We start from the raw sequence: 21312 nt of genomic DNA on the forward strand, positions 1-21312 counted from the left end.
TGCTATATATCTCGGCAATATGGGGCGATCCGTTACATGCCCGGAATGAGGCGCATGAGACGGCGCGTACGGCGGCGCAACAACATCCGCTGCCGAGCCGCGTAGTGCTTGTAGACCGCGGCCCGAGCCCGGCGGCGCTGATCGGCGTCGAGCCCCGCCTCCTCGGCCGCGCGCAGCAGCTCGCGGGTGAAGATCACGTTGGCGAAGACGCCGCGCCAGGTCGGCAGCTCGTGCCGCTGGGACATCTTCAGCATGCGGGCCGGAATCCAGATCCGCGCCGCCAGCACCTCGTTGACGTGCGCCCACGGCCCGGCCAGCGCGTAGCGGGCCGCCGCCAGCTCGTCCTCGCGCACCAGGATCGGCCGCGGAATGCTCACCGCCACGTCGCGCCGCATGAGCCCGTAGAGCGGGTCGATGATCGTGTAGCTCTCGGTCAGCAGCCGCAGCAGCTCGGCGAAGCGCTCGACCGGATCGTCGGAACCCAGCTCGGCGCCCTCGTAGCGGGCCGTGGTGGTCACGCCTTCGGTGGTGTAAGCGGTCTGGTGCGTCACCAGGATGACCCTCGGGTCCCGCTCGAACTCGCGGAGCACGCGCGAGACGTAGTTCGGCTCGATCCGGTCGTCATCGCCGATCCAGCGGAAATAGTCGCCCGTCGACAACTCCATCGCGGTCATGAAGTTGGGGATGGTGCCCAGGTTGCGCGGCTGCCGGTGGTAGAGCACGCGCTCGTCGCCCGCCGCCAGCTCACGGCAGATCTCCTGCGTGCCGTCCGTGGAGGCGTTGTCGGAGATGACCAGCTGGATGTCGGTGTGATCCTGGGCCAGGATCGATCGCACGGTCTCGGCCAGATGCTCGGCGCCGTTGTATACGGGCAGGCCGATGGAGACGGTCATGACGCGACTTCCTTCTTCCCGAAAGAGGGCATCTTCCTGAGAACGGGCACGACGACAAGGGTGTAGACGAGCATGGCGGCGCCGCCCGCGGTGATCAGCTCGACCACCGCCGGTCCGCTCACCAGCCGCTCGATCACGAACGCGGTGGCGGTGGCGAGCACGGCCGCGAGCGTCGGACGCAGCAGCGACGGCAGGATGCCGTGCAGGTCCACGCCCGCTCTGCGCAGGTAGAACACGGCCAGTGGCATGGCCGCGGCGACCGAGGCGACCGCCTGGCCGATGGCCGCGCCCCTGATCCCGTCCAGGTGCGCGCCGACGATCAGCGCGGGCAGCAGCACGAAGGCGTGACCGAGGTTCATCCAGACCGTCGCCTTGGTGGCGCCCTGCGCGGTGAGGATGTCGTAGGTCAGCGCGACCAGCATCCTGACCACCATGACCACCGCCAGCCAGCGCAGCACGCCGGCCGACTGGCCCCACTTCTCGCCGTAGAGCAGGTCGATGAGCGGGTGCGCGAGGGTGGCCATGATCACGGCGAACGGGAGGATCGCGGTGTAGAGCAGTGGGGTGGCCCGCCGTACCCCGTCGGACAGGCGTTTGCCGCCGTCCTCGGCCATGCGGGAGAACCCGGGGATGGCCACGTTCCTGATCGCGTTGCCGATCAGGCCGGGCACCCAGCTGGAGACGTTGAAGGCGAGCAGGAAGTAGCCGAGCCAGTCCGGGCCCATGACCGCGCCGACCACGATGTAGCCGGCGTTGAGCAGCACGCTCTCCAGCCCGACGCCCGCCGCCGAGGGCAGCCCGAACTTCATCAGCTTGACCGCGATCGGCCGGTCGAAGGCGATCCTGCCGGGCAGCTTGGCCCAGAAGAAGACGATCACGCCGGTGATGACCGCGGCCACGACCTGGCCCCACGCGAAGCTGTACGCGCCCGCGCCCGCCTTGGCCAGCGAGATCGCCACGGCCGCGTTGGCCACGAAGCCGATCGCGATGGCCGTGGTCAGCTTGTCCTGCTCGAAGCGGCGCAGCATGGCCGCGCTGCGTACCGCGGTGAAGGCCTCCACCAGGATGATCGCGGTCAGCAGCCGGACCACGCCGGTGGCCTCGGGCGCGCCCGAGGCGGCCGCGTAGTAAGGGGCGCCGAGCCAGAAGATCCCGTAGAGGATGATCGCCGAGACGAACGAGAGCAGGGTCGCGGTCGGCGTGACGTCTTCGAGCTTGCCACGCCACTGCACGACCGCGGCCATGATGCCGAGGTCCTTGACCGTCATGACGAACGCGGTGGCGGCCATGGCCACCGCGAACACGCCGAAGTCCTCGGGGGTCAGCAGGCGGGCCAGAACCAGGCCCATGGTGAACGACCCGGCCCGGGTGATCAGGTTCCCGACCAGGCCCCAGCGCAAGCCGCGACCGGCCTGCTGACCTATGGATGTCACTGATGGTTCTCGCTCTCGTTGACACGTTCCAGCCAGATCTCCCGCCAGAACGGCACGAACTCGCGCGGGCAGTTGACGCTGTAAGCGCCCGCGCAGACGATGTCCTCGAGCGTGATGCACGGGCTCTTCATGGTCAGCAACTCGCCTGTACGCTCGTCGACGCAGACCTCCACCCGTGAGCGGACCCTGGTCACCTTGCCGCAGTGCCTGGCCATCTCCTCTTCGAAACCCAGGCCCTTGTTGTTACGGTTGGCGTCCAACGTCGCGAGGATGTCGGCCTTCGGCCGCACCCGCACGAGCTCGCCCGGCTTGAGGTCGAGCTCGCCGGACGGGGTGCGCTTGAGCGTGCCAGGCGGCACGAAACCCCAGTTGATGCCGTTCTTGATGCGCAACGGCCTGGGCAGTTTGCGGGAGAAGCGCTGCCAGTGGTTGAACAGGCCGACCGTGATCGTGCGCACGGTCGCGAGCACGCCCGCGTTGCCGCTCTTCACGTCGGTCACGTACTGGCCGACGTCGCTGAAGCGCACGCACGTCGGCGCCGCCCGCAGCAGCTCGGTGGCCTGGCAGGCGAAGCGGTCGGGGCCCTTCAGCGTGTTGGCGTCCAGCAGCGGCAGCAGCTTCGGCGCCGGCCTGGCCTCCCCCACCGGATCCGCGGGCGTGACCTTCTTCAGCCAGTCGTGCTTCCAGTAGATGGAGCAGGCCGTCCCGCACCCGCCGTGCGCGCCGCCGTCACAGCGCGCCCCGGTCAGATGTACGGCATGCTCCATCCTGCGCATGCGTCCCTTCTCGATCGTGTCGCAGAGCTTGTGCGCCACTTTGTGCACGGTCATGCGCTGCCCGCAGTACTTGAGCATCTCCGGCATGAACGGCAGGCTGTCCAGCTCGCCCCGATCGTCCAGGGTGGCCAGGATCTCTTCTTCGCTCCGAACTTCCACCAGGTCCCCGACCCGGAGCTCCATCACGTCTTCTCCTTCAACAAACTCGCGCCATGCAGCGCGACAGCGGCCTGGGCCACCGCCGAGAACGGCAGGTTCGCGCGCTCGGCGATGTCGAGCAGGGTGTGTTCGCCGTCGGAGAGGTTCAGCACCCATAACATCGCCATCTGGGCTTGTTTCGTGTCACTCCTTCCGCCCAGTGATGCGTAGAGGCCTCTCCGGCCTAGTTGCGGCTCGCCGTACGGGCTGAGGTTGAGGTAGGCGCGGTTGCCCTCCAGGACCTCGACCACCTGTTTGAGGGTGTCGAGGGTGTCGGCCATGGCCTCCTCGGTGACGAAGCCCGGGTTGTCGCCCGAGGTGTGGTACTCGGGGTAGCCGGCGTACGGGGTCCTGGTCAGACCGCCGACCGGCAGGTTGAAGCCGGGCGAGCAGTACTGGCGTTCGTCGTAGCCGTAGGGCGAGAAGTCGAGCAGGGTGTGCGGCCGTTCGCGCAGCACGTGGGCGACGGCCCGGTCGATCGGGGCGTCGCCGCGCCTGCTGCGTTTGTACGTGAGCGGGCCGGGGTCGCCGGCGCAGGCCAGGGTGAGGCCGTGCTTGATCCGCTCGGTCCGCCCGCGGTTGCGGGCCAGCCAGGTGATCGCGCCGATGGTGCCGGGCGCGAAGATGAACCGGTAGGTGTAGCGGGGGCTGACCAGGCTCTTCGCCAGCTCCACCGCGACCGCGACGCCGGCCAGGTTGTCGTTGGCCAGCGACGGGTGGCAGGTGTGGCAGGAGATCAGCACCTCGTCGTCGAGTTCGCCCTGGACGACGTGCTCGGCGTAGGTCAGGCTGCCGTCGCGCAGCGTGGAGTCGATGAGCACCTCGTAGGGGCCTTCGTCCATCGCGTCGAGCGTCTCCTGGGTGAGGCAGAAGCCCCAGGTCTGGTTGTAGTAGCTGGTGCGGTAGGGCACCAGGCCGGGCAGCGTGTGCAGCCTCGGGCGCAGCTCCTCCAGCGTGAACGTGCCGCGCACCGGCACGCTGTAGCCGACCACGTGCAGGTTGAGCTCCTGGAAGTCGACCACCTTGCGGCCGGACCCGTCCTTGATCCAGGCGTCGCGGATGTTCCACTCCTGCGGCACGTTCCAGTCGAGCACCTGGGTGCCGGTCGGCACCTCGGAGACCGTCAGCGGCAGGTGTTCGCCGATGATCGCCAGCGTCTCGCGGACGCCGTCGCCGGTGATGCTGCGGCAGATCGGATAAAGGCGCTCGACCAGCTCTCTCACGGCCTCAAAGTCCCGTCCACCGTGCCCGCGCCCTGCCGGTCGGCCAGGCGGGCCAGGCGGGTGAAACGGCGCTCGAAGGCGTGCTTGTCCAGGCCGTGCCGCTGATAGGCCTCGACCAGCTCGACCGCTCCGGCGGCCACGGTCCAGCCCGCCTCGAAATCGGGCATGGCCTGCCGGATCCTGGCGAAGTCCACGCGGTAGGAGCGCGGGTCGTTGCCCGCCTCGCCGGTGATCGTCAGCCGCGAGCCGGGCACCGCGCCGGCCACCTCCCGCGCGATCTCGGCCACCGTCACGTTGTTGCGCTCGGTGCCGACGTTGAAGGGCTGATCGTGTACGGCCCCGCGCGGCGCGACCAGCGCGAGGGCGAACGCCTGGGCGATGTCCAGCGCGTGCACCAGCGGCCGCCACGGCGTGCCGTCCGACAGCACGCGCACCTCCCCGGTCAGGAACGCGTGCCCGACCAGGTTGTTCAGCACGATGTCGGCCCGGAGCCTGGGCGAGAAGCCGAAGGCGGTGGCGTTGCGCATGTACACCGGCGAGAAGTCGTCGTCGGCCAGCTTGGCCAGATCTTCCTCCACGCGCACCTTCGACTCGGCGTACGGGGTCACCGGCTTCAGCGGGGCGTCCTCGTTGACCAGGCCGTCGCCGCCGGAGGCGCCGTAGACCGAGCAGGTGGAGGCATAGAGGAAACGGCGCACGCCGGCGGCTTTGGCCAGTTCGGCCAGCCGTACCGAGGCATGGTGGTTGATGTCGTAGGTCAGCTGTGGCGCCAGTGAGCCGAGCGGGTCGTTCGACAGCGCCGCCAGGTGGGCCACCGCGTCGATGCCCGTGAAGACGTCGGGCCCGACGTCACGCAGGTCCACGGTGTGGCCGGGCGGGTCGTCCGGCGCCGGGCCGAGCACGCAGTCGGCGAACAGGCCGGAGTCCAGGCCGGTCACCTCATGTCCCGCAGCGCGCAGGACCGGGGCCATCACGGTGCCCAGATAGCCTTGGTGTCCGGTCAGAAGTACCCGCATGTCAGTCTCCAGACAGGTCGATCGTCAGCTTGTTCACATGGAAGGCCTCGGCGTAGCGGCTGTTGCACTCGATGCCGCGAAGGCGCATCAGGCCGAGAAAGGCCTCGCGGTCGAACCAGGCGCGCCGCCGCTGCGAGGGGTAGAGCAGGTGGAGCAGGTCTATCTTGCGCTCGGCCAGTTCGGGCGCGATCGGATGGTAGGCGTTGGGGCGGCCCATGTCGCCGTCCCACTTGGCGATCTCGTAGCCGAGCGTGAGGTGGTCGCGGAACGTCGTCGGCACCAGCTGGGCCAGGCCCCGGTGGTCCTGGTGGGCGTCGCCCGTCCAGGGCGCCAGGATCAGGTCGGGGTCGGTGGCGGCGCGCAGTTCCTCCAGCGCGTTCTTGGCCCGCTCCCAGTGGGAGGGCAGCCGGCCGTCCGGGATGTCCAGGACGGTGACGTGCACCTCGGCCTCCGGGCAGAGCGCCTTCAGCGCGGCCCGCTCCTCGTCCTCCCTGGAGGTGCCGCCGCCGGACAGGACGAGCGCGTCCACGCGGGTCGCGCCCAGCGTGAGCAGCGTGGCGCCGGCGCCGATCGCGAGGTCGTCGCAATGGGCGCCGAGTGCCACGATCCGTCCGGACCGGCCCGGCCTGAGTCCGATCATGCTTCCCACAGCGCCCACGGACGCTCGCCCCGGCTCCACGAGCTGTCCAGCTCCAGGCGCTGGTTGACGGTGTCGCTCGGCCGCCAGTAGCCGCGGTGCCGGTAGGCCAGGAGGCGGCCGCGCTTGGCCAGCTCCATGCAGCCGTCGGCGACCAGGTCGCCGCCCTCGGGGATGTGGTCGAAGATCTCCTGGCGCAGCACGAAGAAGCCGCCGTTGATCCACAGCGGCATCTCGCTGACCGGGGTGATGCCGCCGACCAGGCCCTCCTCGCCCATCTCGATGACGTGGAAGGTGTTGGACGTCGGCGGAACCACCATCATGGACGCGCCCGCGCCGGAGGCGGCGAAGCTGTCGATGATCTTGGGCAACGGCGCGTCGGCCACCACGTCCGCGTAGTTGGCCAGGAACATCTCATCGCCGTCCAGGCGCTCGCGCACCCGGCGCAGCCGCTCGCCGATCGGCGAGTCGAGGCCGGTGTCCACCAGCGAGATGCGCCAGTCGGAGATGTCGGTCTCCAGCATCTCGATGCTGCCGTCGCGCAGCGCGAACTGGTAGGTCAGGAAGAAGTCCTTGATGTGCTGGGCGCCGTAGCCCAGGCACAGGATGAAGTCCTTGTGACCGAAGTGCGCGTAGTAGCGCATCACATGCCACAGCAGCGGCCGGGGACCGACGAGCTGCATGGGCTTGGGGATGTCGCCGCCCACGCCCTCGTGCCGCATGCGCGTGCCGCGCCCTCCGCAGAACAGGACGACCTTCACTCGACGACCTCCAGCCTGGGGATCGGGAAGACCAGCCGGCCACCCCACTCACGGACGAAGGAGAGCTGCTCGACCAGCTCGTCACGCAGGTTCCACGGCAGGACCAGCACGTAGTCGGGCCGGTCGGTCTCGATCGCCTCCGGCGGCAGGATCGGGATCCGGCTGCCGGGGGTGAACCTGCCGTGCTTGTACGGGTTGCGGTCCACCGTGTACGCCAGCAGGTCCGGCCGGATGCCGCAGTGGTTGAGCAGGGTGTTGCCCTTGCCCGGCGCGCCGTACCCGACGACGGTCTTGCCCGCGTCGGCGGCGTCGATGAGGAAGCGCAGCAGGTCGCGCCGGACCTTGGCGACGCGGGCGGCGAAGTTCGCGTACCCGGAGATCTCGTGCAGTCCGGCGGCCTTCTCCCGCGCCAGGACGTCCGCCACCCGCTCCGACGGCTCCCCCGACGGCTTCGCCCACAGCCGGATCGAGCCGCCGTGCGTCGGCAGCAGCTCCACGTCCACCAGCGTCAGCCCGCCACTGGCCAGCGCGCGCTGCGCCGAGGCGACCGTGTAGTACTGGAAGTGCTCGTGGTAGATCGTGTCGTACTGGTTCAGCTCCATGAGCGTGAGCAGGTGCTGCACCTCGATCGCGACCAGGCCGTCGTCGGCGACCAGTGCCCGCAGGCCCTGGGTGAAGCCGACCACGTCCGGGATGTGCGCGTAGACGTTGTTGGCGACGACCACGTCGGCGGGACCGTGCTCCTCGCGCACCCGCCGCCCCACCTCGGGCGAGAGGAACTCGGTGAGCGTCGGCACGCCCTTCTCCACCGCGGCCGCGCCCACGTTGGCCGACGGCTCGATGCCCAGGCAGCGCACCCCGCGCTCGACCACGTGCTGCAGCAGGTAGCCGTCATTGCTGGCCACCTCCACCACGAACGAGTCCGGCCAGAGCGTCAGCCCGTCCACGAAGCGGCGGGCGTGCTCCACCCAGGAGGAGGAGTAGGAGGAGAAGTACGCGTACTCGGTGAAGGTGTCCTCGGGGGTGATCAGCGGCGGAAGCTGGGCCAGCCAGCAGTCCGTGCACACCCGCAGATGCAGCGGGAAGGTCTGCTCGGGCTGGTCCAGGCGGTCGGCGGTGAGGAACAGCTCGCACGGCGGCGTCGCGCCGAGATCCACGACACCGGCCATCGCACCCGACCCGCAGAGTCGGCAAACGATCATGTCAGCTCACTCCCGCCTCGTGGTCCACCGCGAGTTCGTCGGGCCTGGCGGGCAGATCGTTACAGCTGCCCGTGGAGAAGACGGTGGTCATTTCGACCTAGCCCTTTCAGGAGTGTTTGTGTGATGCTGCGCCCCATGAAGCCCCTGAGCATCGACGGTGCGTGGGAGTTCACCCCGCGCGTCCACGCCGACCCTCGCGGCGCCTTCCTGGAGGCCTACCGGACCGCCGACCTGCCCAGACCCTTCGACACCGTGCAGGTCAACTGCTCGGTCTCCAAGGCGGGCGTCCTGCGGGGCGTGCACTTCGCCGACGTGCCGCCCGGACAGGCGAAATACGTGATGTGCGTGTCCGGCGCGATCCTCGATGTCGTCGTGGACCTGCGCGAGGGCTCCCCCGACTTCGGCCGGTGGGAGGCCGTGCGGCTCGACTCCGACGAGCGCCGGGCCGTGCTCATCGCCGAAGGGCTCGGCCACGCCTTCCTCGCGCTCAGCGAGCAGGCCACGGTGCTCTACCTGTGCTCCTCCGGCTACAACCCGGGCGGCGAGCACGGCGTCCACCCCCTCGACCCCGACCTGGGCATCACGTGGCCGGTGGACGAGCCGCTGCTGTCGGACAAGGACGCGGCCGCGCCCACGCTGAAGGCGGCGCTGGAGTCCGGGCTCCTGCCTTCCTACGCCGCGTGCCAGAAGTTCTACGCGGGACTGCACTGATGACCAGCTCTCGTGGCCAGCACCGGCCAGGCGGCGTGGAGCGCGGCTCGCCAGTCGCGTAGCTGCTCGCCTCTGGTGCTGGCGAGCAGGCTGTTGGCCGGGCGCACGGCGGGCATCGGGTAGTCGGCCGTGGTGATCGGCCGCACCCGATCCGGGCTCGTGCCGAGCAGCGTGAAGATCTCGCGGGCGAAGCCGTACCAGGTGGTCTCGCCGGCGCTGGTGCCGTGGTAGACGCCCGGCGGCTGGTCGGACTGGGCCAGCCGGACGAGGTAGTCGGCCAGGTCGGCCGTCCAGGTGGGCTGGCCGCGCTGGTCGTCGACCACGTTCACGAACTCGCGCTCACCGGCCAGGCGGATCATGGTCTTGACGAAGTTACGGCCGGCCGCGCCGTACAACCAGGCGGTGCGGACCACGTAGTGGCCTGCGGCGGCGACCTCGCCGGCGAGCTTGCCGCGCCCGTAGGCGTTGAGCGGATTCGGTTCGTCGTCCTCCCGGTACGGCCGCGCCGACCGCCCGTCGAAGACGTAGTCCGTCGAGAGCTGGACTAATCGGGCCCCGGCCCGCACGCAGGCGTCGGCCAGCACCTCGACCGCCGTCCCGTTGACCGCCAGGGCCTCGTCCTCGTGCTTCTCGGCGTCGTCCACGGCCGTCCAGGCGGCGCAGTTGACCACCACTCTGGGCCGGTAGGCGCAGACGAAGTCGCGCACCGCGCGCGGCTCGGACAGGTCGAGGTCGGCGCGGGTGAGGGCGATCACCGGCTCCCCGGTGAGCGCGACCCGCTCCAGCACGTCGGTGGCGAGCATGCCGCCGCCACCGGTGATCAGCCAGCGCATCAGTCGCTCCACCGGCTCCCGTGCTCGGCGTACCAGCGGACGGTGTCCTTCAGGCCCTGGTCGAAGGCGACCTCGGGCCGGTAGCCGAGCGCGCGCAGCTTGGAGTCGTCGAGCGAGTAGCGCCGGTCGTGGCCCTTGCGGTCGGTCACGTACTCGACCATGTCCCAGTCCTTGCCGCAGGCTTCGAGCAGGCGGCCGGTCAGCTCCGCGTTGGTCAGTTCCGCGGTGCCGGCGATGTGGTAGACCTCGCCCGCCTCGCCCTTCTCCGCCACGAGCCGGATGCCGGCGCAGTGGTCGCTCACGTGGACCCAGTCGCGGACGTTGCCGCCGTCGCCGTACAGCGGGACCTTCTGGTTTTTCAGGAGGTTCGTCACGAAGAGCGGGATGAGCTTCTCCGGGTACTGGCGCGGGCCGTAGTTGTTGCCGCAGCGGGTGATGGAGACGTCCAGGCCGTGGGTGATGGCGTAGGCGCGGGCGATCAGGTCGCCGCCGGCCTTCGCCGCCGCGTACGGCGAGCGGGGCTGCAACGGCGCGTCCTCGGTCCACGAGCCGATGTCCACCGAGCCGTAGACCTCGTCGGTGGAGACCTGGACCACCTTGCGCGTGCCGGCTCTGAGGCAGGCGTCGAGCAGCGCCTGGGTGCCGAGCACGTTGGTGCGCACGAACTCGGCGGCGCCGTCGATAGAGCGGTCCACATGGGACTCGGCGGCGAAGTTCACCACCAGGTCGTGGCCGGGCACCACCTCGTCGAGCAGGGCGCCGTCGCAGATGTCGCCGTGCACGAACGTGTGGCGCACCTCGTCGAGGTTGCGCCGGTCGCCGGCGTAGGTGAGCTTGTCGAGGACGGTGATCTCGGCCCGGTCGTCCACGCACATGCGCGCGTACGCCGAGCCGATGAACCCCGCTCCCCCGGTAATCAGAATCTTCATGAGCTCGACTCCATCGAGCTCATGAATTTCATGCTGTGTCTAATTATTCTCTCACTACGTTCGATCATGGATTTGGACCTTGCTGTGATCGCCCAGCACGAGGCGGTGGGCTCGGGGGGTGTTCGGGGCGGGGGTGACCTGGACGTCGTGGCCGATGAGTGAGGCCTCGATGCGCCGCACGCCCTCGATGGAGGCCCTGGGCAGCACGATGGAGTACTCGATCTCGCTGTCGGCGATCACGCAGTCGGCGCCGATCGAGGTGAAGGGGCCGACGTAGCTGTCGGCGACGCGCGCGCCCGCCCCGATGACGGCGGGCCCGACGATGCGCGAGCGTTCCACGCGGGCGCCGGGCTCCAGCCGCACCCGTCCGATGAGCTCGCTGTCCAGGCTCTCCCCCTGTACGGCAGGCTCCATCGACTCCAGCACCAGCCGGTTGACCTCCAGCATGTCCTCGACGTTGCCGGTGTCCTTCCAGTAGCCGGTGATGGTCGTGGACTCCACGTGGTAGCCCCGGTCGATGAGCCACTGGATGGCGTCGGTGATCTCCAGCTCACCGCGCCAGGACGGCTTGAGCTCGGCCACCGCCTCGTGCACGGCGGCGGTGAAGAGGTAGACGCCGACCAGGGCCAGGTCGCTCTTGGGGTGTTGCGGCTTCTCCTCCAGGCTCTTGACGCCGCCGTCGGGGTGGAGTTCGGCGACGCCGAACTGGCGGGGGTCGCCGACCCGGGTCAGCATGATCTGCGCGTCCGGCTTTTTGGCCATAAATCCGGACACGATGTCGCTGATGCCGCCGACGATGAAGTTGTCGCCCAGGTACATGACGAAATCGTCGTCGCCCAGGAAGTCGCGGGCGATCAGCACCGCGTGCGCCAGCCCGAGCGGCGCCTCCTGCCGAAGGTAGGTGACCTCCAGCCCGAACGCGGAGCCGTCGCCGACGGCCGCCTCGATCTCGGCGTGCGTGTCACCGACCACGATGCCCAGCTCCCGGATGCCCGCCGCGGCGATCGCCTCCAGCCCGTAGAACAGGACCGGCTTGTTGGCGACGGGCACCAGTTGCTTGGCCGAGGTGTGGGTGATCGGCCTGAGCCGGGTCCCCGACCCTCCGGCGAGGACGAGTGCTTTCACGGCTAGTAGGCCCCTTCTCCACGGGTGACGACCGACCAGGTCTTCCAGAGGATCTGCAGGTCGAGGATGAGCGACCAGTTCTCGACGTACCTGAGGTCGAGCCGTACCGACTCCTCCCAGGTTAGGTCGGAACGGCCACTGACCTGCCACAATCCGGTCATACCCGGCTTGACGACCAGGCGCCGGCGTACGTCTATGCCGTACCTGGCGACCTCTTCCGGCAGCGGCGGGCGCGGGCCGACCAGCGACATGTCCCCGGCGACGACGTTGAGCAGCTGGGGCAGCTCGTCGATCGAGTAGCGGCGCAGGAAAGCGCCTACCCGGGTGATCCGTGGATCGTTCCTAATCTTGAAGAGCACGCCGTCGAACTCGTTCTCGTCGAGAAGCGTGTCTTTGAGTTGTTCCGCATTTACCACCATGGTCCGAAATTTCAGGACCTGGAAGGTTGTGCCGTCCCTGCCCACCCGGGTCTGGCGGAACAACGCGGGCCCCGGACTGGTAAGCCGGATCGCGAGCGCGATGCCCAGCAGCGGAATCGACAGCAGCAGCACGGCGAGCGCCGCGACCACCCGGTCGAAGGCGTTCTTCACCACCCGTCTGGCCCCGCCGAACTCCGGATGCTCCAGGTGCAGCAGCGGCATCCCGGCGACCGGCCGGATGCTGATGCGCGGGCCGGCCACCTCCATGAGCGCCGGAGCCACGAACAGATCGGTCCTGGCCGTCTCCAGGCTCCACGCCATCCTGCGCAGCGTGGTCCCGTCGAGTTCGGGACAGGCCAGCACCGCGACGGCGTCCGCCCCGACCTTGGCCACGACGTCGGCCACGTCGGAGAAGGAGCCGAGCACCGGCGTCCCCTCGAGGTCGGCGTCCATCGCGCCCGGCGGCAGGCACGCGCCCACGACCACCATGCCGTGGTGCGGCTGGCGGCGGAAGGTCACCACCAGGTCGATCACGGCCTCCCGGTGGCCGACCGCGACGACGTGGCGCATGTAGTCGCCGACCGCCCGCCTGCTGTGCAGGCGTTTGCGCATCCGGTAGCGGAAGAACAGCGTGGCCATGATGGCCAGCGGCAGCGTGGCCATGACGAAGCTTCTCGCGACGGCCGTCTGGGTGGCGTAGGCGCCGATGGCCACCGCGGCCATCAGCCCGACACCGCCGTTGAACACCGCGCGGAACTCGTCAGTGCCCTCGCCGTGGGCTCGCTGACGGTACGCGCCGCCCAGCATCAGGGCCAGTGGCCAGGCCACCAGCAGCCCGACGCCCAGCGCGAACTCCTCCGCCGGAATGTACGCGCCGAAGCCCAGCCGTACCCCGAACACGAAGGCACAGCAGACCACCGCGCAGGCGACGTCGCCCAGTAATAAGAGCCGTAGATACGCCCGCGTCCAGATACTGGATGCGTGACGCGGCACGGCATGGAGGAGCACGACATCGGACTCCCCTATCCCCACCCTCATAACACCCCACCTGCAACTCTCGGCACCGCAATAACGTGACGTTCCTTGAAGCGCATGGGTTTACCCACATCCCACATGAACTCAAGGGCGGCGGCCCCCACTAAAGAGTAAAGATCGATTCCATGCTGGGGAATAACGCACTATGTCCACAATCGGACGCCAGGGCGCAGATTTCAGACCTTGACGGAACGGTCCAAAGATGCAGCGAGGAACAGGAGAAATGTCTGTTTGACCACTGGAAACCCAGCGATAGGGCCAGAATTCAGGATCTAGTCATACTCAAGATCTGGCAATGCGGACGGCGGATCCGGACTGCGCCACACGACCACAACCCCGTCGTGCACCGACTCGGCCGCGACGGTCAGTCGGTCAAGATCGAAATCCGGCAGATAGCGCAGGCGCGCAAGGAACGTGGCATCGGTCGCCGACCTCGGCACGACGCAGCCCTCGCCGTCACGATCCAGCAGGATATAGAGGACGTCGGCCCCGGGCTCGGTGACAACCCTCACCTCGACCACGTCCTCCCACGCCAGCGCTTCCACGCTGCCGTCGGCGTAGTGACGGGTGACGCCCTCCTCGGTTACGTACACGTAGGAGTCCGGCATCGGGTTGCCGTGCATGGGCGCGATTCTCGCGACTCGGGACCTCGTCCCGCAAGGGTCTGCGCTTATACGTGCTTATGGGGCCATCGTGAACCGTGTGCCGGCGATCATGGGCTGTCGACCAGCCCCAGCGTGGCCTCGAACGCCGTCACCATCTCCTGCGGCGCCGTCAGGCACCACGCCTCGGCGACCAGCTCCCACAGCTCGTCGGCGTCGATCCGGTCCAGGTGCACCACGACCCAGCCGAACCGCCCGGCCGTGAACTGCACCTCGAACACCTCGGGCCGCTCGGCCACGAGCGCGAGCTGCTCCTCGATGGTGGCCTTGAGCCCGACCGTCCGCGTGCGCTCCCACAGGTAGCCGAAACCGCGCCCGCGGACCTTCGTGCTCGTCCACTCGCCGCCGTCGCCGAGCTCGTGCTCGGGCAGCCGATGGAGCAACTCCAGGAACTCGTCAACGGTTACGCCCATGCCCACAGGTCTAGCAGAGCCGCCCGACATTTGCCGGATCGAAGGCGAGAAGCACCCTTTGTCACCCTGAGCCCCCTGGTAGATGCCCCGAGCCTGGCCCACCGGCGAGCCTGGGACCGGACCGGCGACCGCGACCGCCTGGCTAGCACGTCGTCCACGCCAGCGCCGACTCCTGGTGCGCCTGGCGCATCCCGGCCTGTGGCGAGCTCAAGCTGGTCGACCTGCGGTGGGCGGAGGTTCGCCAGCGGCACGGGGCCACGACGCGGTAGAGCCCGAGCCGCGCGACACCCCGAACTTCGCCATTGGGGATTTATGGCAGTCAGTAGGCTGGGGGCATGTCGGCTCCCCGGTTCGGAGTCCTGGGGCCGTTGGAGGTCAGGGGCGAGGACGGCGCACCCGTCGCGCTCGGCGGCCCGCGTCCCAGAGCGTTGCTGGCCCTTCTCCTGCTGGACGCGGGCAGGCTGGTCAGCACCGAGCGGCTCATCGACGGCCAGTGGGGCGAGAACCCGCCGGCCGGCGCGGTCAACGCGATCCAGGCCCAGGTCTCCCGGTTGCGGCGGCAGCTCCCGCCCGACCTGATCGAGTTCCACGGCAGCGGCTATCGGCTCGCGGTCGACCCCGACGACGTGGACGCCCACCGCTTCGAGCACCTGGCCGCCGAGGGCCGCGCGCTGCTGGCCGCCGCCCAGCCCGAGCGTGCCGCCGCCACGCTCCGGCAGGCCCTCGCGCTGTGGCGCGGCCCCGCCCTGCCGGAGGTGGCCCACGCCGGCGCGCAGGTCGCCCGCCTCGACGAGGTACGGCTGGCCGCGACGGAAGACCTGATCGAGGCCGAACTGGCACTCCCCGCGGGCACGTCAGTCGGTTCCCTGCGGCAGCTCGTCTCCGCGCACCCGTTGCGCGAGCGGCTGCGCGGCCAGCTCATGCGCGCGCTGCACGCGGGCGGCCAGCAGGCCGCGGCCCTGGAGGTCTTCGAGGAGGGACGCAGGCTGCTGGCCGACGAGCTGGGCGCCGACCCCTCGCCGGAGCTGGCCGAACTCCACCTGGCGATGCTGCGCGCCGTCGCCCCCCGCGCGAGCCGCAGGCTGCCCGCTCCCCTGACCAGCTTCGTCGGCCGCGAGGCCGAACTGGACCGGCTCGCCACCCTCACCGACCGGCTGGTCACGATCACCGGCCCTGGTGGCACCGGCAAGACGCGCCTGGCGTTGGAGTCCGCCCGGCGGGGCGGCCGGGACGTCTGCTTCGTCGACCTGTCGGCGGTGGCCGACGACGGGCTGGTCCCGCACGCGGTGATGGGCGCGCTGGGCGTGCGCGAGACCGGGCTGGGGCTGCTCCAGCCGCAGGACCCCGTCGAGCGGATCGTGTCCGCGCTGGCCGACCGGGACCTGCTGCTCGTCCTGGACAACTGCGAGCACGTGGTCGCCGCGGCCGCGCTGCTGACCAGGCGGCTGCTCGACGCCTGTCCGAAGCTGTCCGTGCTGGCCACCAGCCGCGAGCCGCTCGGGCTGACCGGTGAGGTGCTGGTCCCGCTGGCCCCGCTGGCGCTGCCGCCCGCCGGGGCGGCGCCCGGCGAGTGGACCCGGGCCCCGGCCGTGCGACTGTTCACCGAGCGGGCCTCGGCGGTGCGCCCCGGGTTCGAGCCCGGCCCCGAGGTCGTGGAGATCTGCACGGCGCTCGACGGCTCGCCGCTGGCCATCGAACTGGCCGCGGCGCGCCTGCGTTCCTTCACCGTGGCGGAGATCGCCGCGCGGCTGGCCGAGCACGGCCGGTTCAAGCTGCTCTCGCGCGGCGACCGGACCGCCGCGGCCAGGCACCGGACGCTGCACGCGGTCGTCGACTGGAGCTGGAGCCTGCTCAGCGAGGAGGAGCAGGTGGTGGCCAGGCGGCTGAGCGTGTTCGCGGGCGGGGCCGGGCTGGAGGCGGTCGAGCGGGTCTGCGGCGACGGCGAGGTGCTGGCCGACCTGGTGGACAAGTCGTTCGTGGAGGCGGCCGACGGGCGGTACCGGATGTACGAGACGGTCCGCCTGTTCTGCGCGGAGAAGCTGGAGGAGGCCGGCGATACCGCCCGGGACGTGCATGCCGCCTATTTTCTGGAACTGGTGCGGGAAGCCGACCCCTGGCTGCTGCGGGCCGAGCAGCTCGACTGGCTGGCCCGGCTCTCCGCCGAGCAGGCCAACCTGCAGGCGGCGCTGCGGCATGCCGTCCACCACGATCCCGGGATGGGGCTGCGGCTGGCCGGGGCGCAGGCGGCCTACTGGTTCCTGAGCGGGCGGCGCGGGCAGGCAGCCGCGTCGGCGCGGGAGCTGCTGGACCAGGTGGGTGAGCCTCCGGCCGAGCTGGGTGAGGAGTACGTGCTGTGCGTGCTGCTGGCCGTACCGGATGTGCGGCAGGAGCAGTGGGCGCGGGCGGAGGCGATCATGAACACGCTGGACCGCACGCTGCGCTACCCGTTCGGCACCGTCCTGTGGGGCATGGTCGCGGGGCCCGGCGGCGCCGGCGTCGAGCGGCGGCGGCGCGAGCGGATGCTCGGTCCCGAGCCGTGGAGCAGGGCGGTGTCCGTGCTCGGCGAGGCGCTGATCCACCAGCTCGACGGGCGGCTGGCCGAGGCCGAGCGCGGGCTGGAGTCGGCGCTGGCCAGCTTCACCGCCGTGGGCGAGCGGTGGGGCATGGCGCAGGGCCTGGAGTCGCTGGCGACGCTGGCGAGCTGGCGCGGCGAATGGGCGCGGGCGCGCGAGCTGTGGCAGCGGGCCCTCGACCTGCTCGGCGAGCTGGGCGCCGACGACGAGGTCGTGGACATCCTGTGCCGCCGGGCCGGCGGGCTGCTGCGCGAGGGCGACCAGGACGCGGCCGCCGCCGACCTGGCCAGGGCCGCCGAGCTGGCGCGCACGACCGGGCGGCCGGCGACCGTGGAGTTCACGCTGGGCGAGCTGGCCGACGTGCGCGGCGACCTGGCCGCGGCCCGCGCACACTACGAAAGCGTGCTGACCGTCACCCAGCCCGGCGTCTACGTCACCGAGGGCCTGCGGCCGTTCGCGCAGACCGCTCTGGCGCGCCTGGCCGTGCGGGACGGCGACCCCGAGCGGGCGCGCGCGCTGCACGCCGAGGCGCTCACCGGCATCTCGCGCTCGCTGGCCGGCGACCTGGCCACCGTGGTCGAGGGCCACGCCGGCCTCGCCCTTCTCGACGGTACGGCGGAGCGTGCCGCCTACCTCCTGGGCGCGGCCGTGGCGCTGCGCGGCATGGCCGTGACCGGCGACCGCGCCGTGGCCGAGGTGGCCGCGGCGGCGACGCTGGCGATCGGCGCCGAGCGGTTCGCCACGCAGTACGCGAAGGGCGCGGCGCTGAGCAGGGACGAGGCGCTGACAGTGCTGTCGTGACCGTCAGCCGGCCGTCGCCGGACTGTCAGCGCCCCCGCCGAAGCTCGTGGACATGAAGAACACCAACGTCCTCATCTCCGGCGCGAGCATCGGCGGCCCCGCCCTCGCCTACTGGCTGGCTAGTTACGGCTTCAACGTCACCGTCGTGGAGAAGTCGCCCGAACTGCGCTCCGGCGGCCAGGCCGTCGACTTCAAGGGCGACACGCACCTGCTCGTGCTGGAGCGCACCGGCATCCTGGAGGAGGTGCGGCGGCAGCAGACCGGCGGCACCGACCAGCACATCGTCGACGCGAACGGCCGCGAGCTGGCGGTCATCCCCGGCTCGTTCACCGGCGGCGACCTGGAGATCAAGCGTGGCGACCTGGCCCGCATCCTGTACGACATCAGCGCGAAGGCCGGCGCGCAGTACGTCTTCGGCGACTCCATCACCTCGCTGACCGAGACCGGGGGCGGCGTGCACGTCACCTTCGAGCGGGGCGCACCGCGCACCTACGACCTGGTCGTGGGCGCGGACGGCATCCACTCCAACGTGCGCAGGCTGGCCTTCGGCCCCGAGTCCGACTACGTCACCCATCTGGGCCACTACTACGCGCTGGCCGACCTGCCGGAGCGGTTCGAGGGGCCGGGGCAGATGTACAACGAGCCGGGCCGGATGCTGGCCACGGGCGGGCCCAAGGCCGGGGCGATGTTCGTCTTCGCCGCGGGCGAACTGACCTATGACCGCCACTCCGCCGCGGACATGAAGCGGGTGCTGCGGGAGAACTGCCGCGGGATGGGCTGGCGGAGCGCGGAGGTCCTGGCCGCGGCCGAGGACGTCTACCTCGACTCGATCAGCCAGGTCCGCCTGGACCACTACGCCAAGGGCCGCGTGGTGCTGATCGGCGACGCCGCCTATGGCAACACGCTGGGCGGATTCGGCTCCGGTCTGGCGATGGTCGCGGCGTATGTGCTGGCGGGCGAGCTGGCCTCGGCCGGCGGCGACCACCGGACCGCCTACCAGGCCTATGAGGACGCCTTCCGCGACTACGCCAAGATCGCGCGCAACGGCAACGCCGGGCGATACCTGGCGCCGGCCACCAGGCGCGGCATCAGGATGCGCAACTGGATCTTCAAGTACCGCTTCCTGCTGGCGGCCATGACGAAGATGGGCGACAAGGCGGCCACGGACATCGAGCTGAAGGACTACTCCAGCCTGGTCTAAGCCTCACAGGCGCTCGGCGTCGGCGATCACGTGAAGGACGAACTCCGCGGCCTCGCGGTGGCGCACCGCGGCGGGCGGGCCGCCGCGCCAATAGGCGAGGGCGTCGCGCAGGAAAGGGTGCCAGCGGGCGTCGAAGACGTCCAGCGCGTACTCGCCCGCGGCCTCCTTCGAGATCACCCCGCCGGTGGCGATCGTGTGGTGCAGCCGCGGCGGTCCCAGCGCCGTCCAGGCCATGCCCGTCTTCCGCGCGACCAGCGACGGCTTCGCGCGGCGGGCCGTCCGCTCCGCCAGGCCCTTCCAGTAGCCGCGCAGGTTCGCCAGGTTCCATTCCTTCAGCCGCGCGGGCTCCGGGTCGAGGCCCAGCTCGGCGGGTTCGGCGCCGCGTACCGGGATGCCGTGTTCGCGCAGGATCTTCCAGGTGACCGGGTTCACGTCGAAGGCGGCGCCGGCCCTGAAGTCGGAGCCGCTGTGGGAGGCGACGGGCCTGATCAGGGTGACCGGCCGGGTGAGTTCCTCGCGGGGGACGAACACGCCGTTGACGGTGCCCGGGATCGCCCAGTTTCCGCGAGCCAGCTGGCGCAGGCCGTCCGGGGTGTTGGCCGTCCATTGCAGGGCGCGCAGGCGGGGGAGGCTGACCGTGCCCTCGGTGACGGCCACGAAGTCGATGTCGCTGCGGCCCCGGCGGAAGGCGCCGAGCGCGGTGGAACCGACCACGTAGAAGCCGGTGATCCGGCCGGGGAGCAGGCGGTCGGCTATCGAGACGTAGCGTCGGACCTCCGGCACGATCATCCGCGCGCCGCCGCCTTGCGCAGCCTGCCGCGTACGGCCCGCCGTACCAGAGGGCCCATCTCGTCCAGGACGCTCACCAGCACGGCGAGCTGTTCGAGCGAGTCCAGCGCCTTCGCGGCGCCGTCGGCGTCGACCCCCTCATACAGTTCCAGTCCGATGAACGCGGCGGCGACCGAGCGCGCCAGCCCGGACACGTCCACCAGCTCGGCCAGCGGCGTCTCGCGCAGCACCCGCGCCAGTGTCAGCTCCAGCTCCACGACCCACAGGTTGAGGCCGGCGGCGGTCGCGGGGGCCAGCTTGTCGTCGGTCTGGCTGCCGGCCAGCAGTTGCGCGAGCACGGCGACGTTGCCGGACTCCCGCTCCTCGTCGTGGATGGCGCGGCCGAGTTCGAGCAGCTCGCCCAGGGTCGTCACGGCGGCGAAGCGCTCGCGATAGTGGGCCACCCGCTCGGTGGAGCCGGTCTCGCACGCCTCGGCGAGCAGTTGGTCGACGCTGCCGAAGTGGTAGAACACCAGCGCCTGGTTGACTCCGGCGGTCGTGGCGATCGTGCGGGCGGAGACGCCGGCGATGCCCTGGGTGCGTAGCGTGGCCAGGGCCGCGTCGAGCAGCTTGGCGCGGGTGGTGGTGGACATCGGCAGCGGCACTCCTCTGTGGGTTTCCCAGGGTAGATGGGGCTGAGCGACCGCTCAAGTCAGCGCCTGTGATGGGGTATATCCGTATAAGTCGGCAGTAGGGGGGATATTTCTTGACAGGGATAGAGCTGCGGGAGTGGCGGGACGCGGACGCCGCCGCGGTGCTCCAAGCCTTTCAGTCCGAGGACATGCGCAGGCAGGCGCCTTGGCCGATGATCACCCTCAAGGACGCCCAGGGCTGGATCGCCGCCTGGGAGGGGGTCGGGCACGCGTTCGCCGTCACACTGGACGGCCAGGTCGCGGGCAACGTCGCCGTCACCGGCATCGACCGCCACCTCAACGGCTGGGTCTCCTACTGGACCGTCCCCGAGGCCCGCGGCAGGGGCGTGGCCGCCATCGCCACCTCCATGCTGGCCGAGTGGGCGTTCAAGGAGCGCGGCCTGTTCCGGCTCGAACTCGGCCACCGCGTCAACAACCCCGCCTCCTGCAAGGTCGCCCTCAAGGCCGGATTCCTGGCCGAGGGCATCGAGCGCGCCAAGCTCAGCTACGACGGCGTCCGCTACGACGTCGAACGCCACGCCCGCCTGGCCACCGACTAGCGCAGATCCTCCAATAACCGGTCGAGCAGCCGCACCGCGGACCCGGCCACCTCGATCGTGTACTCATCCAGCAGGACGAGCGCCTCCTCCACCGTCGGCACGCTTTCGCGCGGCAGCTCGACCAGCGGCTCGTCCTCCACGATCGCCTCGCCGTCCACGCGATACACGCCGTCGGCCACCGCGACCGAGACGGCGAAACGCACCTCCCGCCCGTCGGGCAGCGTGAACACGGTGCCCGCGACCGCGCCGGCGGGTGGGGCGAGATAGGTGAACGGGGCGCTCCGCACGAACGGATGACGCAGTTCGGCGAGGGTTCCCGCGGCCCGGCTCAGCGCCGAGAGCAGGGCGGCCGCGGCCAGACTCTCGCTGTCCACGCACCCGAGCGTAGATCAGCGCCGTCACTCCCGCCACCTGATCCCCTGGACAGGATTGTCTGTTTGTCAGACAATCC

At 70.4% G+C, this 21312-nt stretch carries 21 protein-coding genes; 4 read left to right on the forward strand and 17 right to left on the reverse strand.

The features are described 5' to 3' along the window. Positions 1-32: 32 nt before the first annotated feature. Genes HNR40_RS04500 through HNR40_RS04535 form a run of 8 tightly spaced genes read right to left on the reverse strand, consistent with a single transcriptional unit; the run spans position 33 to position 8139 of the window. On the reverse strand, positions 33-893 hold the full coding sequence (locus tag HNR40_RS04500; protein ID WP_184958540.1) for a glycosyltransferase family 2 protein: 861 nt from the start codon (positions 891-893) through the stop codon (positions 33-35). Then, complete coding sequence (locus HNR40_RS04505) at positions 890-2326, reverse strand: lipopolysaccharide biosynthesis protein (protein ID WP_312896180.1); 1437 nt, start codon at positions 2324-2326, stop codon at positions 890-892. Before HNR40_RS04505 ends, HNR40_RS04500 begins: the two co-directional genes overlap by 4 nt. Beyond that, positions 2323-3285 (reverse strand): hypothetical protein, encoded by a 963-nt coding sequence (locus HNR40_RS04510; RefSeq protein ID WP_184959429.1) that lies wholly within the window; start codon positions 3283-3285, stop codon positions 2323-2325. Before HNR40_RS04510 ends, HNR40_RS04505 begins: the two co-directional genes overlap by 4 nt. Next, the gene (locus HNR40_RS04515; protein WP_184958541.1) at positions 3285-4523 is read right to left on the reverse strand and encodes a DUF4910 domain-containing protein; all 1239 of its coding nucleotides are present in this window, start codon (positions 4521-4523) and stop codon (positions 3285-3287) included. Before HNR40_RS04515 ends, HNR40_RS04510 begins: the two co-directional genes overlap by 1 nt. Beyond that, positions 4520-5539, reverse strand: a complete 1020-nt coding sequence (locus HNR40_RS04520; RefSeq protein WP_184958542.1) for an NAD-dependent epimerase/dehydratase family protein — start codon at positions 5537-5539, stop codon at positions 4520-4522. Before HNR40_RS04520 ends, HNR40_RS04515 begins: the two co-directional genes overlap by 4 nt. 1 nt (position 5540) lies before the next feature. Continuing rightward, positions 5541-6179: a PIG-L deacetylase family protein gene (locus HNR40_RS04525; RefSeq protein ID WP_184958543.1), complete on the reverse strand. Its 639-nt coding sequence runs from the start codon at positions 6177-6179 to the stop codon at positions 5541-5543. Continuing rightward, positions 6176-6937 carry a glycosyltransferase family protein gene (locus HNR40_RS04530; RefSeq protein ID WP_184958544.1) on the reverse strand — a complete coding sequence of 254 codons (762 nt, stop codon included), beginning with the start codon at positions 6935-6937 and terminating at the stop codon, positions 6176-6178. Before HNR40_RS04530 ends, HNR40_RS04525 begins: the two co-directional genes overlap by 4 nt. Next, positions 6934-8139: a methyltransferase domain-containing protein gene (locus HNR40_RS04535; protein WP_184958545.1), complete on the reverse strand. Its 1206-nt coding sequence runs from the start codon at positions 8137-8139 to the stop codon at positions 6934-6936. Before HNR40_RS04535 ends, HNR40_RS04530 begins: the two co-directional genes overlap by 4 nt. A 135-nt stretch (positions 8140-8274) precedes the next feature. Here HNR40_RS04535 and HNR40_RS04540 point away from each other — a divergent pair, with 135 nt between their 5' ends. Continuing rightward, positions 8275-8850, forward strand: a complete 576-nt coding sequence (locus HNR40_RS04540) for a dTDP-4-dehydrorhamnose 3,5-epimerase family protein (RefSeq protein WP_184958546.1) — start codon at positions 8275-8277, stop codon at positions 8848-8850. On the opposite strand, the gene rfbD is transcribed toward HNR40_RS04540, so the two are convergent. The 6 genes from rfbD to HNR40_RS04570 all read right to left on the reverse strand — a co-directional run bounded on the left by rfbD (position 8832) and on the right by HNR40_RS04570 (position 14266). Further along, a complete protein-coding gene (gene rfbD / locus HNR40_RS04545; RefSeq protein ID WP_184958547.1) occupies positions 8832-9683 on the reverse strand; it encodes a dTDP-4-dehydrorhamnose reductase in 852 nt (283 codons plus the stop codon). The genes HNR40_RS04540 and rfbD overlap by 19 nt on opposite strands. Continuing rightward, entirely contained in the window at positions 9683-10612 is a 930-nt protein-coding gene (rfbB, locus tag HNR40_RS04550) for a dTDP-glucose 4,6-dehydratase (RefSeq protein ID WP_184958548.1), read from the reverse strand. Before rfbB ends, rfbD begins: the two co-directional genes overlap by 1 nt. 54 nt (positions 10613-10666) lie before the next feature. Continuing rightward, positions 10667-11737, reverse strand: a complete 1071-nt coding sequence (locus HNR40_RS04555) for a glucose-1-phosphate thymidylyltransferase (RefSeq protein ID WP_184958549.1) — start codon at positions 11735-11737, stop codon at positions 10667-10669. Between the two features lie 2 nt (positions 11738-11739). Continuing rightward, positions 11740-13194 carry a sugar transferase gene (locus HNR40_RS04560; protein ID WP_184958550.1) on the reverse strand — a complete coding sequence of 485 codons (1455 nt, stop codon included), beginning with the start codon at positions 13192-13194 and terminating at the stop codon, positions 11740-11742. 269 nt (positions 13195-13463) lie between these two features. Further along, complete coding sequence (locus HNR40_RS04565; protein WP_184958551.1) at positions 13464-13814, reverse strand: hypothetical protein; 351 nt, start codon at positions 13812-13814, stop codon at positions 13464-13466. 89 nt (positions 13815-13903) lie between these two features. Further along, the gene (locus HNR40_RS04570; RefSeq protein ID WP_184958552.1) at positions 13904-14266 is read right to left on the reverse strand and encodes an MmcQ/YjbR family DNA-binding protein; all 363 of its coding nucleotides are present in this window, start codon (positions 14264-14266) and stop codon (positions 13904-13906) included. Positions 14267-14601: 335 nt separating this feature from the next. Between HNR40_RS04570 and HNR40_RS56080 the strand changes: the two genes are divergently transcribed. Both HNR40_RS56080 and HNR40_RS04580 read left to right on the forward strand, forming a co-directional pair. Continuing rightward, positions 14602-17640, forward strand: coding sequence for an AfsR/SARP family transcriptional regulator (locus tag HNR40_RS56080; protein WP_184958553.1), 3039 nt, complete (start codon positions 14602-14604; stop codon positions 17638-17640). A gap of 52 nt (positions 17641-17692) precedes the next feature. Further along, positions 17693-18841, forward strand: a complete 1149-nt coding sequence (locus HNR40_RS04580) for an FAD-dependent monooxygenase (RefSeq protein ID WP_184958554.1) — start codon at positions 17693-17695, stop codon at positions 18839-18841. A gap of 3 nt (positions 18842-18844) precedes the next feature. On the opposite strand, the gene HNR40_RS04585 is transcribed toward HNR40_RS04580, so the two are convergent. Continuing rightward, on the reverse strand, positions 18845-19624 hold the full coding sequence (locus HNR40_RS04585; protein ID WP_221339916.1) for a nucleotidyltransferase domain-containing protein: 780 nt from the start codon (positions 19622-19624) through the stop codon (positions 18845-18847). A 2-nt stretch (positions 19625-19626) separates the two neighbouring features. Continuing rightward, complete coding sequence (locus HNR40_RS04590) at positions 19627-20262, reverse strand: TetR/AcrR family transcriptional regulator (protein ID WP_184958556.1); 636 nt, start codon at positions 20260-20262, stop codon at positions 19627-19629. 113 nt (positions 20263-20375) lie between these two features. Here HNR40_RS04590 and HNR40_RS04595 point away from each other — a divergent pair, with 113 nt between their 5' ends. Then, on the forward strand, positions 20376-20861 hold the full coding sequence (locus HNR40_RS04595) for a GNAT family N-acetyltransferase (protein WP_184958557.1): 486 nt from the start codon (positions 20376-20378) through the stop codon (positions 20859-20861). Here HNR40_RS04595 and HNR40_RS04600 read toward each other — a convergent pair. Beyond that, positions 20858-21235 (reverse strand): hypothetical protein, encoded by a 378-nt coding sequence (locus tag HNR40_RS04600; RefSeq protein ID WP_184958558.1) that lies wholly within the window; start codon positions 21233-21235, stop codon positions 20858-20860. The genes HNR40_RS04595 and HNR40_RS04600 overlap by 4 nt on opposite strands. Between the last annotated feature and the right edge of the window lie 77 nt (positions 21236-21312).

It is taken from the genome of Nonomuraea endophytica (assembly GCF_014203235.1).
In the GTDB taxonomy this organism is placed as follows: Bacteria; Actinomycetota; Actinomycetes; order Streptosporangiales; family Streptosporangiaceae; genus Nonomuraea; species Nonomuraea endophytica.